Annotated in this window: 16 protein-coding genes; 14 read left to right on the top strand and 2 right to left on the bottom strand. The window is 47.2% G+C overall.

Translation table 11 applies throughout. The annotated features are described in order from the left end of the window. Positions 1-59: 59 nt before the first annotated feature. The 12 genes from ACYVFD_RS07880 to ACYVFD_RS07825 all read left to right on the top strand — a co-directional run bounded on the left by ACYVFD_RS07880 (position 60) and on the right by ACYVFD_RS07825 (position 11780). Positions 60-992 (top strand): M20/M25/M40 family metallo-hydrolase, encoded by a 933-nt coding sequence (locus tag ACYVFD_RS07880; protein ID WP_461089301.1) that lies wholly within the window; start codon positions 60-62, stop codon positions 990-992. A 72-nt stretch (positions 993-1064) separates the two neighbouring features. Then, the gene (locus ACYVFD_RS07875) at positions 1065-2489 is read left to right on the top strand and encodes an arylsulfatase (RefSeq protein ID WP_461089299.1); all 1425 of its coding nucleotides are present in this window, start codon (positions 1065-1067) and stop codon (positions 2487-2489) included. A 101-nt stretch (positions 2490-2590) separates the two neighbouring features. Next, entirely contained in the window at positions 2591-4138 is a 1548-nt protein-coding gene (locus tag ACYVFD_RS07870; RefSeq protein WP_461089297.1) for a sensor histidine kinase, read from the top strand. A 162-nt stretch (positions 4139-4300) separates the two neighbouring features. Then, positions 4301-4885, top strand: a complete 585-nt coding sequence (locus tag ACYVFD_RS07865) for a hypothetical protein (RefSeq protein ID WP_461089295.1) — start codon at positions 4301-4303, stop codon at positions 4883-4885. A gap of 10 nt (positions 4886-4895) precedes the next feature. After that, positions 4896-5591, top strand: a complete 696-nt coding sequence (locus ACYVFD_RS07860) for a LytR/AlgR family response regulator transcription factor (protein ID WP_461089293.1) — start codon at positions 4896-4898, stop codon at positions 5589-5591. 141 nt (positions 5592-5732) lie between these two features. After that, positions 5733-6656, top strand: coding sequence for an aspartate carbamoyltransferase catalytic subunit (locus tag ACYVFD_RS07855; RefSeq protein ID WP_461089291.1), 924 nt, complete (start codon positions 5733-5735; stop codon positions 6654-6656). 44 nt (positions 6657-6700) lie between these two features. Next, positions 6701-6895: a type II toxin-antitoxin system HicA family toxin gene (locus ACYVFD_RS07850; protein ID WP_461089289.1), complete on the top strand. Its 195-nt coding sequence runs from the start codon at positions 6701-6703 to the stop codon at positions 6893-6895. Positions 6896-6908: 13 nt separating this feature from the next. Then, the gene (locus tag ACYVFD_RS07845; RefSeq protein ID WP_461089287.1) at positions 6909-7127 is read left to right on the top strand and encodes a type II toxin-antitoxin system HicB family antitoxin; all 219 of its coding nucleotides are present in this window, start codon (positions 6909-6911) and stop codon (positions 7125-7127) included. A 198-nt stretch (positions 7128-7325) separates the two neighbouring features. Continuing rightward, positions 7326-7718 carry a hypothetical protein gene (locus ACYVFD_RS07840; protein WP_461089285.1) on the top strand — a complete coding sequence of 131 codons (393 nt, stop codon included), beginning with the start codon at positions 7326-7328 and terminating at the stop codon, positions 7716-7718. Between the two features lie 115 nt (positions 7719-7833). Next, a complete protein-coding gene (locus ACYVFD_RS07835; protein WP_461089283.1) occupies positions 7834-9735 on the top strand; it encodes a CocE/NonD family hydrolase in 1902 nt (633 codons plus the stop codon). Positions 9736-9834: 99 nt separating this feature from the next. Further along, positions 9835-10938, top strand: coding sequence for a vWA domain-containing protein (locus ACYVFD_RS07830; RefSeq protein WP_461089281.1), 1104 nt, complete (start codon positions 9835-9837; stop codon positions 10936-10938). Positions 10939-11096: 158 nt separating this feature from the next. Next, on the top strand, positions 11097-11780 hold the full coding sequence (locus ACYVFD_RS07825; RefSeq protein ID WP_461089279.1) for a uracil-DNA glycosylase family protein: 684 nt from the start codon (positions 11097-11099) through the stop codon (positions 11778-11780). A 76-nt stretch (positions 11781-11856) separates the two neighbouring features. Here the strand turns inward: ACYVFD_RS07825 and ACYVFD_RS07820 are convergent, their stop codons facing one another. Then, a complete protein-coding gene (locus ACYVFD_RS07820) occupies positions 11857-12384 on the bottom strand; it encodes a lipocalin family protein (RefSeq protein ID WP_461089277.1) in 528 nt (175 codons plus the stop codon). A 483-nt stretch (positions 12385-12867) separates the two neighbouring features. Between ACYVFD_RS07820 and ACYVFD_RS07815 the strand changes: the two genes are divergently transcribed. Next, positions 12868-13188 carry a heavy metal-binding domain-containing protein gene (locus ACYVFD_RS07815; RefSeq protein ID WP_461089275.1) on the top strand — a complete coding sequence of 107 codons (321 nt, stop codon included), beginning with the start codon at positions 12868-12870 and terminating at the stop codon, positions 13186-13188. Between the two features lie 211 nt (positions 13189-13399). Next, positions 13400-14140, top strand: a complete 741-nt coding sequence (locus ACYVFD_RS07810; protein ID WP_461089273.1) for an SGNH/GDSL hydrolase family protein — start codon at positions 13400-13402, stop codon at positions 14138-14140. Between the two features lie 86 nt (positions 14141-14226). Here the strand turns inward: ACYVFD_RS07810 and ACYVFD_RS07805 are convergent, their stop codons facing one another. After that, positions 14227-15759, bottom strand: a complete 1533-nt coding sequence (locus tag ACYVFD_RS07805) for a P-loop NTPase family protein (RefSeq protein ID WP_461089271.1) — start codon at positions 15757-15759, stop codon at positions 14227-14229. Positions 15760-15847: the final 88 nt, after the last annotated feature.

The raw sequence follows: 15847 nt of genomic DNA, 5'->3' as shown, positions 1-15847 counted from the left end.
CCAATACCGTTTACAGCCCTATCTTGCCAGACTGATTCAATACGATCACAGCAGTTTTCATGAAATATTGCCTCTTTATCACGTTATTTTTAGTAGTAAAACCTTTGTTTGGGCAGGAGCCGTCAGCAAAACGAATCAGTAAGCACATTCACTTTCTGGCTTCCGACAAAATGCAGGGGCGCGGTACAGGCAGCCCGGAAAACGCAGAAGCGGCCCGTTACGTTGCAACACAATTCAAAAAATACGACCTGAAACCACTGGGTACAGACGGGTATTATCAGCCGTTCACCGCCAAAATCCGACGGGTTATCGTGCCAGATAGTCTGCGGGAAGCCCGGAATGTAATCGGTTTTCTGGACAACGACGCGCCGTATACAATTGTGATTGGAGCCCATTATGATCACCTGGGTTTGGGTAGACAGGGCAGCTCGCTGGATTCATTACCTCAGGGGAAAATCCATAATGGAGCCGATGATAACGCATCGGGCGTAGCCGGGTTGCTGGAAATGGCCCGCTATTTCAGTCAAAACAAGATAAAGGAACCGTATAATTTTCTGTTTATGGCCTTTGGTGCTGAGGAGCTGGGCTTGCAGGGGTCGCGTTATTTCCTGAATAACCCAACGCTTCCGCTCGAAAAGCTGAATTTCATGATTTGTATGGACATGATTGGCCGCTACAATTCAAAACGGGGTGTGGGTATTGGTGGCTATGGCACCAGCGATTCCTGGCCTACCGTTTTTAACGGAGTTGAAAGCCGCATCAAATTCTTTACGGATCGAGCCGGGAACGGCGGCTCCGACAATGCAGCTTTCTACGCCAAACAAATCCCGGTCTTGTTTTTTCATACGGGTGGTCACCCCGATTACCATAAACCAACCGACGATACAGATAAAATCGACATAAACGCCGAAGAAGCAATTCTTCAGTTGGAAATCAAGCTCCTGGAAAACGCCATGCAGTTACCCAAAATGACGTTTACAGCAGTCAAGTAACGCGGGTGGAAATTCGCGCTCAGCTTAGCGTATTTATTAATAGAGTCGCGGGTTTCCACCCGCGTTACAGTTATGACAAAGCCCCTTCTTTATTTCTTTCTTCTCTTATCTTTTTGTGCCAATGCACAAAACCGTCCGGCAAATCGTCCGAATATCATCTTTATTCTGGCCGATGACCTTGGCTATGGTGATGTAGGCATAAACGGACAGAAATTAATAAAAACCCCGAACATCGACCGGCTGGCTCGGGAAGGCATGCAGTTTACTCAATTTTATGCGGGTACGTCTGTCTGCGCTCCCTCCCGATCGTCGCTCTTAACCGGAAAACATACCGGCCATACCTACATCCGGGGCAACAAAGGTGTAGACCCTGAAGGACAGGAGCCCATTGCTGACTCAGTGACCACAGTGGCCGAACTTCTTCAAAAGGCGGGTTATGTTACAGGTGCTTTTGGTAAGTGGGGCTTAGGGCCGGTCGGCTCCCAGGGCGATCCTAACAAGCAGGGTTTTAATCAATTTTATGGTTACAATTGCCAGTCGTTGGCCCACCGATATTACCCTGATCACCTGTGGAACAACAGTCAGAAAGTAGTGCTGGCCGCGAATGAAGATCTGCGGAAAGCGAAAGAATACGCTCCTGATCTGATTCAGAAGCAAGCACTGAACTTCCTGAACGAGCGCGATGGCAAACAGCCCTTTTTTCTGTTTTTGCCTTATATCCTGCCTCATGCTGAGCTACTAGTGCCCAACGATAGCCTGTTGGCGTATTACAAAGGCAAATTTCCAGAAAAGCCGTTTAAAGGAGCCGATTACGGTCCAAATGCCAAAACGGGTGGATATACGTCACAGGAGTATCCTCGTGCCACGTTTGCCGCTATGGTAGCCCGTCTGGACGTATACGTTGGACAGGTGATGGCCAAATTGAAAGAAAAAGGACTTGATCAAAACACACTGGTCATTTTCACGAGTGACAACGGCCCGCATATCGAAGGTGGAGCTGATCCGGCGTTTTTCAATAGCAGTGGTAATTTGCGGGGTGTTAAGCGGGATTTGTACGAAGGTGGTATCCGGGAACCTTTTTTTGCTCGCTGGCCGGGAACAATTAAATCGGGTTCGAAAAGCGACTATATCGGCGCGTTCTGGGACCTGCTCCCTACCTTCACCCAACTGGCGGGCGCTAAAACGCCTACAGGTATAGATGGCCTTTCATTTGTTCCGTCACTGACGGGCCAAGGCGTTCAGAAAAAGCACGATTTCCTGTATTGGGAATTCCATGAAAACGGTGGTCGGCAGGCCGTTCGGCAAGGGAATTGGAAAGCGGTTCGATTACAGGTTGCCAGCAACCCCAACGCGCCAGTCGAGTTATATGACCTTAGCAAAGACTCCGCCGAAGCGCATAATCTGGCTACTCAATATCCTGACAAGGCTAAGGAATTGGGCCGACTAATGACCCAGTCGCATATTGAATCACCTTTGTTTCCACTTATCAAACAGTAAGACAGGGCCTAGCCACTGATTCATCCCATTTTCAGGCTTGTTCGTCCCATTTCCCTCACGCGCTTGTCGGTTCCATCTAGTTTTGATCCAAACTTAAATCTATGTGGAACCTTACTTCTCTTCGCCGTTTTGAGCCGTTATTCCTCATCGGCATAGCCATCGTTTACATTCTTCGTCGGCTTATTCAGGAGATTCACCGACTCGACGGCATGATCGAGCAAGTGCAGGGGCTTCATTTGCCAGCTTCGACGCTCAGCCATGACCTGAGCGGCTATAATTATATCCTGAATAATAATAGTCCGCTGATAGCGGGCGTATGTTTCTTTCTGGCTGCCTGGTATGTGTTCCATCAACTGGCCTATCCTCAACTGAATCAGTCCATCCAGGAATCTAAAGGCTGGATCTATCTAACACAAGTCTTTTTATTGCTCGTCGCCAGCGCCTTCAGTTACCACTACCTCAAGCAATACGTGCGCTTTCGGCATGATACGATGCATCAGATTATCGGGCTGAAAGTTTACTCGTTATACCGAAAACGCACGGTGCTGGCCGATACCATTGGCCTCGCTATCGTTCTGCTGGCCTATGAATTAGTTTTTCAATTTTACTCATTCCTGAACCAGAAAATCGCCCAGGAAACGGAGCGTTATTTCCGGCCACTCAGCTACGTATTCCTGGGAGGAGTCGGTCTGTTTCTCCTCAGTTTCGCATTAGATGGTCATCTTCCAACCACTTTGTGGCAGCTCCCCTTACGGGAGATACTTGCTCTGATGGCCCTAACGATCCAGGTCTACTTTCTCCAGTCCTACTGTTTTACGTATATCCTCCCCCATCTCCGCGATCAATCGCCAGAACTAATCAATCGTATCATAGTCTATTTGTTCATTGGCCTGAGCGGAACGCTACTGGTATGGGGCGCGGGCGATTCGTTCTACTTTTACCGAATCTGGAATGTAGCTATGTTTCTGTCGACCAGCTACGTACTTTCCTTTTCCATCGCTTATCTACGGCAAACATTCTCTACTGAAAAAACCGTACTACAAACCCAGGTCTCCTCAAAATCCGCTGAGCTGGCAAGCCTTCGGGCGCAGATCAACCCCCATTTTCTATTCAATGCGCTCAACAGCCTATACGCTACAGCCTTGAAAGAAAACAGCGAAAAAACCGCCGATGGCATTCAGAAACTGGGTGATATGATGCGATTTATGTTGCAGGAGAACAATCGTGAACGAATTCCGCTGAGTAAGGAGATTACGTATCTGCAAAATTACATTCAGCTCCAGCGGATGCGCCTGGATGAATCGCACAACATCGAGATTCGGGTCACGCTTCAGGAGCCGGATCGGGAGATTTACCTGGCACCCATGATGTTGATTCCGTTCGTGGAAAATGCCTTTAAACATGGCATAAGTCTTCGAAATCCGTCGTGGATTTACGTCACGCTTACCCTCGACGCCACGCATCTGTACTTCAAAGTTCATAACTCCCTGCATAGTAAACAGGCCAATGATCCTGAAGAAGAACAATCGGGGGTTGGGCTCGATAATGTTCAGAAACGGTTGGCGCTAATCTATCCGGGACGGCATCAGCTCACGATTCAGCAGTCGGAGCAGGACTATTTCGTAGCACTTACCCTGGTGTTCTGGTAGGTTCTAATCGGGTGTTTCCGGAACTGTGGCACGGTTGATACAAGACTCTGATTTTCAGACACACCACGTAACCATGCCACGGTTCGGTTCCGAAAGCGCTCTCCCTTCTTTTTAGTCACTACCCCAATCATTTATCGTATTACTATTAACTCTCTACTAATCATGAGACAGTTTGCTGTTGCCATAGTATTGATGCTACTCGTAGCCAAAGTAGTAATCGGACAAACACACTCATCCGCTAGTGAACCCAAAGCCGGTCGGATGAAAACCCACTTACGGCCACCCCTTCTGCCAACAGACGCTTCTACGCATGGCAGCCCTGTAGGGTATAAATGTTATTTCTACAGTTATACCAAAACGGGTCAGGGTGCTGTCATCATGACCAATGGCGATCAGGGAATGGGATTAGGCATGGAATTAATGCGGAGCATCGCCCATCTATACAATTGGCCTGATTTTAAACCGATTATCAAGAATATGATTCGACTATCGTCGGAAAAACTGGCGGCTATGGTCGGAAACTATACCCTTCATAATCGCCCGGGCCGTGTTCTTCAGATCACCGCCAAAGAAAATAGTTTATGGGTAAAACAGTTGTGGAACAACATGGAATATACGTTATGCCCTGAATCGAATCTTAACTTTTTCGTAAAAGAATACGGCGACCGGTTTACCTTTGAATCTGCATCCGACGACAGTATTACGGGTGTAATCCACGGCGAATCAAAATGGATAAAAATGAAGTAAATCGGGCTGTATGACGCTGACCGCAATCGCAATCGACGACGAACCCCAAGCCCTGGAAGTGATCCGGCTCCATGCCGCCAGGGTAAGTTTTTTAGACCTGAAAGCCTCTTTTACCGACGCTTTCGAGGCTATTGCCTGGCTACAGACCAACAAAGTGGATCTGCTTTTTCTGGACATTAAAATGCCCGACATCTCTGGTATCGACGTAATTAAATCTCTATCCAGAGTACCGATGGTTGTCTTTACAACCGCTTATTCCAGCTATGCCGTTGAAGGTTTTGACCTGGATGCGATCGATTATCTATTAAAACCGTTCCCGTTGACGCGGTTTATGAAAGCCTGTAGTAAGGCACTGGAACATAAAACATCCCGCAGCACTACAGAACCCGCCTTTCTGTTCATCAAAACCGGTTATGACGAAGAGAAGGTGATGCTGGACGATATTTTGTATATCGAAGCGGATGGAAATTACCTTACCTATGTGCTCAAAACCCGCAAACTCCTGAGTCGCCAGACCCTCACGGAACTCCAGCAGCTCTTATCGACCGATCAGTTTGTCCGCATCCATCGGTCCTATCTTATTGCTGTCAATAAAATTGATAAAATCAGTCGTCAGGAACTTACTATTGCTGGCAAACAAATTCCGATCGGAGCTTCCTACGAAGAGGCAGCGGCTGGTATACGCGCCAGAATCACCCAGAATTGAAATTGGCGTATAGCCAAAGACGATCTAAGGATCAATCAATTACTGAATTTATTCGGGTGAAGTTTGGCTCAATGTGGTCAACAGGGTTCGGTTTACCGTCGAGACCCTTATCTTTGCCCGATTTTTACCCGCATCAATCGCATGGCCCAATCGCTCAGCGTCCGCCATTTGGTGGGCATCAAAGACCTGACCGAGTCTGATATTCAGCTCATTCTGGAAACGGCCAGTCAGTTTAAAGAAGTCATCAACCGACCGATCAAAAAAGTCCCATCCCTGCGCGATGTGACAATTGCCAACGTTTTTTTCGAAAATTCGACGCGTACCCGCCTATCCTTCGAACTAGCCGAAAAAAGACTTTCGGCCGATGTGGTCAATTTTTCCGCATCAGGAAGTTCCGTTAAGAAAGGTGAAACCCTGCTGGATACGGTCAACAACATTCTGGCGATGAAGGTCGATATGGTGGTGATGCGGCACAGCAGCCCCGGCGCTCCTCATTACCTGACCAAACACATCAAGGCCAATGTCGTTAACGCGGGCGACGGCACGCACGAGCACCCCACACAAGCCCTGCTCGACTCGTTTTCGATCCGGGAAAAACTGGGCGATGTAGCCGGAAAACGTATAGCGATCATCGGCGACATTACCCACTCACGGGTGGCCTTGTCGAATATTTTCTGCCTACAGAAACAGGGCGCCGAAGTTATGGTCTGCGGCCCGAAAACGCTCATTCCCAAATACATCGAATCGCTGGGGGTGAAAGTTGGCCATGATGTTCGGGCGGCACTAGCCTGGTGCGATGTCGCCAACGTCCTGCGGATTCAATTGGAACGGCAGCAGATCAAATATTTCCCGTCGTTACGTGAGTATTCGCTCTTTTTCGGTATATCCAAACAGATGCTCGACGACCTCGACCGGCCCATCGTACTAATGCACCCCGGCCCTATTAACCGGGGAGTCGAACTTACTTCCGATGCCGCCGACTCGCCCCACAGTATCATTCTCGATCAGGTCGAGAACGGCGTAGCCGTTCGAATGGCCGTGTTGTACCTGCTGGCGCAGTTATAAATTCATAGCGTATAAATATTCCGTAACTTTATCAAGGAATCGCTATGGCGATAAAAGTTAAAGAAATAATAAAGTTGTTGGAAGACGACGGCTGGTATTTCAAACGCCAAAGTGGTAGCCATTGTGTGTACCGACATCCGACAAAGTCAGGTATTGTGGTTGTTCCTAACCATGGTATGAATAAGGAACTAAAACCCGGTACAGAGCAAGCAATTTTAAAACAGGCAGGCTTGAAATAAACGACCTTAAGCAATGCAATATGTAGTGATTATTGAAGAAACAGAAGATAGCGGCTACTCGGCTTATGTGCCAGACTTACCAGTATGCTTCACTGTTGGCGAGACAATTGATGAGGTGAAAGAAAATATTAAATCGGCTATTGAACTTTATTTGGAAGAAGCCCGCGAAACAGGGCTTGTGGTGCCGATGCCCAAAACTATATCTACTGTTATTGAAGTTAAAGCCGCTTAGTAGTTCTCAAATCAATATATTCAATCATTGTATATATAGCAAGACAACTGATAACTACTTTTGACAAACTGGTTTAATCAGTTTACCGCATTCACCATTAAATTTTGATTTAATTCACGGATCGAAAAAACGGAATAAGCATTCTGAGGTTTAAGGGGTTAGCTAATAAACCGATCAACAATAAACCTCAGAAACGCCATGAAAACGATTTGTGCCTCGCTCCTGTTTGCGAGCTTAACTGCCGCTATAACGCCCGTCTGTTTAGCAGGGCCTGGGATAAACCAGCCTCTAAACAATCCAATATACTCCAGCCGAAATTACAAACAACCTTATTCTACAAAATGGGAAGACAGGTCAAGCCAAAGCATCAACAACTGGGCTTATTACAACACCAAACTAGCCGATTATAAACATCCTGTACGCGAAACTGATCTGCCAATTGGCAGTATAGCCTCTGATGCCGAGAACAGCGTCCTGGTAAATCGAAACTATAAAATGCAGCATGATACGACCTGGCAACCTGCCTATTCAGAACAGGATCATCCTCTCAGAAAATACCGTAAACACCACCCCCATACGGTCGGGAATTGATTCCAGTACGTTTCGTACTCGATAAGCAGCGTGGCTTCAAAAGCTACGCTGCTTTGTTTTATGGCCATAAATGCGCTACTTCAACCAATTACTTCCTTTCTTAACTAACGGCTTAATGAAACAGTATTCCTCATCAATAAAACTACTACTGGTCTTCTTAATTGGCTCCGTTGGCCAGTCACAGGCGCAGGTACCTCAGGAAGACCTCTTCAAAAAACTACAGGAAATAGCCATCATTGAGCAGAAGGTCATGATGCCCATGCGCGATGGCGTCCGACTGGCGACCGACATCTACCGACCAAAAACCGACCAGAAAGTCCCTATTATTTTCTCCAAAACCCCGTACAACTTCAACGCATGGGGCGATGGCGAACAACACCAAAACTCCTATCAGGCCGCATTAGACGCCGTAAAACGAGGGTACGCGTACGTGGTTCAGAACGAACGGGGTAAGTTTTTCTCTGAAGGTGAATGGGATATTCTCGGTCCACCGACAACTGATGGTTACGATGCGTTTAGCTGGATGGCGAAGCAACCCTGGTCGAACGGAAAGATTGGTACATACGGCTGTTCGTCAACGGCCGAATGGCAGATGGCAGTTGCAGCGCTGGATCATCCGGCTCATGCAGCTATGGTTCCGATGAGCTTTGGCGCAGGCGTTGGTCGGGTTGGGCAGTTTTACGAGCAAGGCAACTGGTACCGGGGTGGTGCTCAGCAAATGCTGTTTACGACCTGGCTCTATGGCACGCAAACCGACACGTTTGCCCGTCCACTCTTTCCCAAAACCGCCACCAGCGAAGATTTAACGCGTGTTTCCCGATTTTACGACTTAGCCCCCGAAATGCCCCGCGTTGATTGGGCACAGGGATTGAAGCATCTGCCTGTACAGGACATCATTAAAAATGTGAACGGACAAAAGGGTGTATACGAAAAGATGATCGTTCGCAAACCCAACGATCCCGATTGGTACAAAGGCGGTTTGTATCACGACAACATGCCGTTTGGCGTACCGAGCTTCTGGTTTGCGTCCTGGTACGATGTGTCGACGGGCCCAAATCTGGCTTTGTTCAATCACGTTCGTAAAAACGCTACTGATCCACAGGTACGCGACAATCAGTATTTAGTAATTTCTCCAACGCTGCATTGTGCCTACAAACGAGCTACCGAAAATACTGTCGTCGGTGAACGAAGCGTCGGTGACGCCCGACTGGATTACGACAGCATGATTTACGGTTGGTTCGACTACTGGCTGAAAGGTGAGGCCAACGATATGCTGAAAAAAACGCCACACGTTCGGTACTATACGATGGGGTCGAACAGGTGGCAAACGGCCGAAACCTGGCCACCAGCCAATTCAGAACTGACAACCTTTTATCTGTCAAGTGCCGGACGAGCCAATAGCCTGTATGGCGATGGCAAACTGACCAGCAAGCCATTAGGCAAAGACGAAAAAGCTGATGCTTTCACCTACGATCCGATGTATCCGGTTCCTTCATATGGCGGTAATGTATGCTGCTCGGGCAACGCTGTACAGGGTGGTTCATTCGATCAGCACCAGATGGAAACCCGGCAGGATATTCTGGTCTATACCACCGAACCCTTTGCCGACGGAGTGGAAGTAACGGGCTCGATCGAGTCGACGCTGTACGTTTCATCCGATGCGAAAGACACCGACTTTACGGTTAAACTGATTGATGTGTATCCCGATGGTAAAGCCTATAATCTGGACGAAACCATCCTGCGGGCCCGTTATCGTGAAGGGTTCGATAAAGAAGTCTGGATGGATAAAGGAAAAGTTTATAAGTTAACCTTAAGCCCCATGTCGACCAGTAATTATTTTGCACCGGGGCATCGCATTCGGGTGGAAATATCGAGCAGCAACTTTCCACGATTTGACCGAAACCTGAATACCGGTGGCAACAACTATGACGAAACCAAGGCGGTAGTGGCCCACAATCAGGTGTTTCATTCGGCACAATACCCATCCCAAATTCGTTTGCCAATTGTGAAGAAATAAGGCGAACAAATCCGCAAACCATACTGTTCTCCCAATAACGATTGTAGGCAAACTTTTCTATTCACTCATTCACAATTCACGCAATCACTCATTGGCAATATGAAAGGCTTTCAATTTTCCGACTATATACCTCCCGAGCAGAAAGGAGGCAGCAACTTCGACAAGCTGCTCAACATTTTTCAGCAATTGCTGCTGATGACTTCCGGCGATGTGGAACAGGCCATGTCGTGGATGAGTCAGCTCGACCGGCAGTATGGCCTAACCGACGATAAATATGGTATCGGTAATTTCTTCGACGACCTGAAAGAAAAAGGGTACATCACCGAAGAAAACCAGGAAGGTCGCATTGTGATGACGCCCAAAAGTGAGCAAACCATTCGGCGGAGTGCGCTGGAAGAAATTTTTGGGAAGCTCAAACGTTCCAAATCGGGCGGCAACCATAATACGCCCTATACCGGCACCGGCGACGAACTCAGTAGCGATCTCCGTAGCTATCAGTTTGGCGATACGCTGGAGCAGATTTCGATGACTGAATCGATCAAAAATGCGCAGATCAATAGTGGTGTGGAAGAGTTTCGGCTGATGGAGCGCGATCTGGAGGTTACGGAAAAAGAGCAGAAAACCCAGACCTCGACCGTGCTGATGATCGACATTAGCCACTCGATGATTCTGTACGGTGAAGATCGGATTACGCCCGCCAAAAAAGTAGCACTGGCGCTGGTCGAACTGGTGAAACAGAAATACCCAAAAGATACGCTCGATATTGTGGTGTTTGGCAACGATGCCTGGCAGATTCAGGCGAAGGACCTGCCGTATCTGGAAGTTGGTCCCTACCATACCAACACCGTTGCCGGGCTCGAACTGTCGATGGACCTGCTTCGTCGGCGGAAGAATAAGAACAAGCAGATTTTCATGATTACGGATGGTAAACCAACCTGTTTGAAAGAGGGAATCAAGTACTATAAAAACTCATTTGGACTGGACCGGAAGGTAGTGAGCAAAACCCTGACGCTGGCCGCCCAATGCCGTCGACTCGACATTCCAATTACCACGTTTATGATTGCCTCCGACTCCTACCTGAAACAGTTCGTGCAGGAGTTCACAAAGGTCAACAACGGCCGGGCGTACTACAGTGGCCTGCAAGGATTGGGCAATATGATGTTCGAAGATTTTCAGCGCAACCGCCGGAAGAATATCAAGTAACGCTAACCATCTTATCAGACATTTTTCTGTCATTCCGACGATAGGAGTAATCTTGAGCCTGACTTATGGAAGCTTTAAGATTCCTCCTATCGTCGGAATGACAGAAAAACAAAGTCGGGCCTCTAATCCCGACTTTATTTTTATTTCTCAAAAACCCTATGTCAACTTTTGCTGATAAAGCTATTCCCTACTACAATGCACTTGTCGCACCTGCGAATCTTCCAGTTGGGGTAGACGTTCTTAACCCCTACCAAAACCCGGATGTACGTCGGATTGTTGGGGAGTTCTACGGCAAATTTTTCAACGATAACCAGCCGCGCGTTTTCGTATTGGGTATAAATCCGGGTCGGTTTGGCGCAGGTGTAACGGGCATTTCGTTTACAACTCCTCAGAATCTGCGTCGCTACTGCCACATTGCCAATTCACTTGCTGACACGCCCGAACTGTCGAGCCGATTTATTTATCAGGTTGTGGATGCTTTCGGCGGAGCGGAAGCCTTTTACGGGCAATTTTTTCTATCGTCACTGTTCCCGCTCGCCCTGACGAAGAATGGGAAGAACTATAATTTCTACGACGACCGTGTTACCACTGAAGCGCTTTGGCCAGCTATTACCGAAACTGTCCGAACACAGATCGAATTCGGTTGTGATCGTAGAGTAGCCGTATGCCTGGGTCGAAAAAATGAAAGCTTTTTGAATCGATTAAACGCTCGGGAAGGCTTTTTTGAGCGAATCGTCACCCTTGATCACCCACGTTATATTCTGCAATACAAATCGAAAGACGCGGCTCTTTACCTCGAAAAATACATCGCAACGTTGCACGACTGTACCACCACAACATAAAACAGCCGATCGGCAATGGATTACCGATCGGCTGTTAAGCAAAAGTAATTTGAAAGGTTGCTCAGGAAAAGATCACTTACACTTTCGTCAACTCCATCGTGTACGTATAGGTCTCATCCTTACCGTCGCCATCCAGATCCTCCTTCTCCTGGCTCGACAATTTCAACGTACTGCCACTTACCGAAGAATCATAAGTTGTTACATCAGTGCCACTGGTGATCGTCAGCTTATTACCATCCAGTTTCCAGGTTGAATTGTCTTCAATCGGATTCATATCATCCGTCGTTGTGCTGCATTTCGGGCCAGCTTTACCCGTTATTTTACCTCCACTATTGAACGTAACGATCGTAGTCGTCAAACAGTCAACGACATCGCTGCCGCCAGGATATAATTTGTAAATACTGAGTAAGTCATTCGTTTTCTGACCATTTCCTAAGTCAATAGCTGGGTCAATTTTATACCCTGAAATCCGCCAGCTTCCTTCAATGGCCGACGTTGAGGGCGTTACGGCATCATCACTCCCTTTTTTACAGCTTCCAAACCACATGGGCAGAGCCACTACCAGCGCCCATGCCATCAACCGAGTTGCATTCGTATGTTTCATAGTTCATAAATAACGTTCGGGTCAAAAGTAGAACGGGCAGCTAAGTTCTTAAACATCACTTGAGCAAACGGTCGATATACGGATAAGCGCTTATTGAACGGTCAAAAACGATCAGGATCAGCTCATTGGCTGGCTTATTCATCCTGGGGCTCTGGCGGAAAGCCGTGTATTTGTAGATCAATTGATGAATAACTCATAGGGTTGGGTAAAAATGTAACCTGCAGCCGCTTTACATAGAACGATGATTTCAATGCTTATGCGTTCGTCCTTTTCCCTGCTTTTTATCTGCCTAATCTTTCCCCTTTCGCCCAGACAGGCTATCAATCAGCTCTCGAAAATCTGACGGATGTCCCCTCCAGCGATACCATCGACACAATTATTGAACTGGAAATAGGCAAATAGACAATCGATTACTATAAGCCGTCAACTGTATACTGAAGACCTTTTATAACTTTACAATCTGAAACATTCTTCCCTTCAACAATGCTAATCACAACTACGCCTAATATTGAACATAAACAAATCACAAAATACATCGGTCTGGTCAATGGGGAAGCCATTATTGGCGCTAACCTCGTAAAGGATTTCTTTACTACCATCAAAGATGTGGTGGGTGGCCACAGTGGAGCCTATGTACAGGCACTACGCGAAGCCAAAAGTATCGCCATCAAAGAAATGATTGATCAGGCTTCGCGGCTGGGAGCCAATGCCATTATTGGCGTCGATTTAGATTATCAGACCATTGGTAGCAACGGAGCCATGCTGATGGTAAGCGCCAACGGCACAGCTGTTGTCGTTGAATAATCCCATTAGTAATCTCAAGTAAATACAAACGCTAATCGGGCAAATATAGGGTTAAACTCCCTGTATTTGCCCGATTAGCGTTTTATAGATAGCCAACATTAAAGCGACTTTTTATATCTTTTTAATTATTATTAATTATATTTTAAGGAAACTATTGCAACGTATTACCGTCATATAAAGTAATGAGTTATAAACTCAGCTCACTACACGTATGAATTTACTTGCAATTGGTGGTTGCCATATTGGCAATTATGCCATCTCTCCACATCTTGGTTTTATCCAAAAATTGACAGAGCAGTTAGAAATCAATAGACAGGCTCCTGTCTATACTACTTGTCACAGCATGGTCAGCTTAAATCAAGTAGCTGATTTAATTACGCAGCACGAATCCGAACTGATGCAAGCGGATCTGATCATTCTTCAACTTGGTCATTATGAACTCTCCTGGCGAAAACGATTTCGTGAGCTTTTTCAGGAGTTGTCTTATCCGCTATCCACCAAAACGTACCAACCTAAACAGTTACCCAGTGCAGCCGATCTTAGCCCGATATCGTTTCGGGAACAGCTAAAAAATCAGATCAAAGCCGCTTGCCTAACGTTTTATAAGGCTTTATTTGGTAAGCTTCCTTATTTGAAGCAGGTTGACCAATCGCTAAAACATGCCTTTACCATGCTGGCTCCGTATCAGGATAAAGTAGTAGTTATGACCCCTTTCCCTAGCCTAAACGCTGTAGATCAATGGCTTCGCCGGGAAAGCCTTCCGGTTATTTATAGATCTATCCAGCAAAACGGATTTCTCTTGATTGATACATTCCGGGCAATCCCACGACAGAAACCTTATTTTTTAACTGATGGTGTTCATCTAAACGCTTCAGGCCATGCGGCTGTCGCACTTCTTCTCAATGAACTGCCCGTCCATTCGGCCCTTATGGAAGAAATAGACTATCTATAAGGAATAAACAAAGGGCGCTACAGAGTAAAAATCATCTGCTAGCGCCCTTGCCGGTAAGAACTGCGATCAATCAGCCAATCATTGGCTTAATACCGGTCGTCGTCCTCTTCATCTTCCTCTTCGCCAAAGTTACTGCCTGGGTTGAACATCGACCCCAGCAAATCTTTAAACGACTGTCCGGTATCCATCGCCTTTTTACCCACCAGCGAATGCTCAGCCAGCCCGTGCAGCGCAAACTCCATCATGAACAGTTTTTCGGGTTTGCTCAGCCGTGAATGAAACTGATCGATAACGTCGTCTAACCCATCGATGGTACGCAGACGAGCCTCGTAGTCGCGGTTGCTCAGGTCGTTCAGAATATCCATTGTATTGCCGTCGCCAAACCAGTCCGTTGTTTTCTTGTAGGGATTACCTCGTTTATCTTTTTTGGCTTTTTCCGGGTTCGGGAAATACTGCAAAAACTGATTCCGAATAGCTTTGCCGATCAGGTTTTGTGCTACAATCACCGGCCCCTCTACTTCGCCTTCGTACACCAGCTCGACCTTGCCACAAATAGCCGGTACAACGCCATAGAGATCGGCTATCCGCACATAGGTTTCCCGTTCGCCATTGAGCAACGCCCGGCGCTCAGCCGACGAAAGCAGATTTTCGTAGGCCGAAATGGTCATCCGGGCCGAAACCCCACTTTTCGAATCAACGTATTCGCTCTCACGGGCTTCCAACGCAATCTGCTCAATCAAATCGGCGATCAGGTCGTTGGTTTTCACCATGCCTTTCTGCTCCGTTTTGATGATGGCTTCCTGCATCGTAATCTTCTTCCCGATTTCGATGGACTTCGGATAGTGGGTAACAATCTGCGAATCGATTCGGTCTTTCAACGGCGTCACAATGCTCCCCCGGTTGGTATAATCTTCCGGGTTAGCCGTAAACACGAACTGAATGTCGAGTGGAAGCCGGAGCTTAAAACCACGTATCTGAATATCGCCCTCCTGCAGGATATTAAACAGCGACACCTGAATACGAGCTTGTAAATCAGGCAATTCGTTGATCACAAAAATGCAGCGGTGCGAGCGGGGTATCAATCCGAAGTGGATCGTCCGTTCGTCGGAGTAGGGCAATTTGAGCGTAGCGGCTTTGATTGGGTCCACATCGCCGATCAGGTCAGCCACCGACACATCGGGCGTTGCCAGCTTTTCGGTATAGCGATCATTCCGGTGCAGCCAGTCGATGGGTGTCTGATCACCTTTTTCGGCAATCAGGTCAACAGAATACCGCGAAATTGGATTCAGCGGATCATCGTTGAGTTCGGACCCAGCCACCACCGGAATATACTCGTCCAGCAAATTGACCATCAGCCGGGCAATTCGGGTTTTAGCTTGTCCGCGCAGCCCCAACAGGTTAATGTGGTGCATGGATAGAATGGCCCGTTCCACATCGGGAATCACCGTATCTTCATACCCCCATATACCCGGAAAAACGACTTCCTTCTCTTTGATTCGCTCAATTAAATTTTCCCGCAATTCCTGCTTGATCGAGCGGGATTCATACCCGGCCGCTTTTAGCTCACCGAGTGTAGTAATGGCCAATAGTTTTGATGCTTTCAGATTGCGGTAGATCATTCTGCTTATAATGGATAATGTATAATGGACAATGTATAATGAAGGATAGGCACCGGGTGGTCATTATTCATTTAACATTATTCATTGT

This window comes from Spirosoma gilvum (genome assembly GCF_054776815.1).
The sequence above is the reverse complement of the archived record's forward strand: the minus strand, read 5'-3'. Positions and strand labels throughout refer to the sequence as shown.

Excerpts from the sequence above, each read along its gene's own strand:
- ACYVFD_RS07870 (WP_461089297.1), top strand. The coding sequence starts at position 2,591 with ATGTGGAACCTTACTTCTCTTCGCCGTTTTGAGCCGTTATTCCTCATC.
- ACYVFD_RS07860 (WP_461089293.1), top strand. The coding sequence starts at position 4,896 with ATGACGCTGACCGCAATCGCAATCGACGACGAACCCCAAGCCCTGGAA.
- ACYVFD_RS07855 (WP_461089291.1), top strand. The coding sequence starts at position 5,733 with ATGGCCCAATCGCTCAGCGTCCGCCATTTGGTGGGCATCAAAGACCTG.
- ACYVFD_RS07805 (WP_461089271.1), bottom strand. The coding sequence starts at position 15,759 with ATGATCTACCGCAATCTGAAAGCATCAAAACTATTGGCCATTACTACA.
- ACYVFD_RS07830 (WP_461089281.1), top strand. The coding sequence starts at position 9,835 with ATGAAAGGCTTTCAATTTTCCGACTATATACCTCCCGAGCAGAAAGGA.
- ACYVFD_RS07835 (WP_461089283.1), top strand. The coding sequence starts at position 7,834 with ATGAAACAGTATTCCTCATCAATAAAACTACTACTGGTCTTCTTAATT.
- ACYVFD_RS07845 (WP_461089287.1), top strand. The coding sequence starts at position 6,909 with ATGCAATATGTAGTGATTATTGAAGAAACAGAAGATAGCGGCTACTCG.
- ACYVFD_RS07880 (WP_461089301.1), top strand. The coding sequence starts at position 60 with ATGAAATATTGCCTCTTTATCACGTTATTTTTAGTAGTAAAACCTTTG.
- ACYVFD_RS07825 (WP_461089279.1), top strand. The coding sequence starts at position 11,097 with ATGTCAACTTTTGCTGATAAAGCTATTCCCTACTACAATGCACTTGTC.
- ACYVFD_RS07840 (WP_461089285.1), top strand. The coding sequence starts at position 7,326 with ATGAAAACGATTTGTGCCTCGCTCCTGTTTGCGAGCTTAACTGCCGCT.
- ACYVFD_RS07865 (WP_461089295.1), top strand. The coding sequence starts at position 4,301 with ATGAGACAGTTTGCTGTTGCCATAGTATTGATGCTACTCGTAGCCAAA.
- ACYVFD_RS07850 (WP_461089289.1), top strand. The coding sequence starts at position 6,701 with ATGGCGATAAAAGTTAAAGAAATAATAAAGTTGTTGGAAGACGACGGC.
- ACYVFD_RS07815 (WP_461089275.1), top strand. The coding sequence starts at position 12,868 with ATGCTAATCACAACTACGCCTAATATTGAACATAAACAAATCACAAAA.
- ACYVFD_RS07810 (WP_461089273.1), top strand. The coding sequence starts at position 13,400 with ATGAATTTACTTGCAATTGGTGGTTGCCATATTGGCAATTATGCCATC.
- ACYVFD_RS07820 (WP_461089277.1), bottom strand. The coding sequence starts at position 12,384 with ATGAAACATACGAATGCAACTCGGTTGATGGCATGGGCGCTGGTAGTG.
- ACYVFD_RS07875 (WP_461089299.1), top strand. The coding sequence starts at position 1,065 with ATGACAAAGCCCCTTCTTTATTTCTTTCTTCTCTTATCTTTTTGTGCC.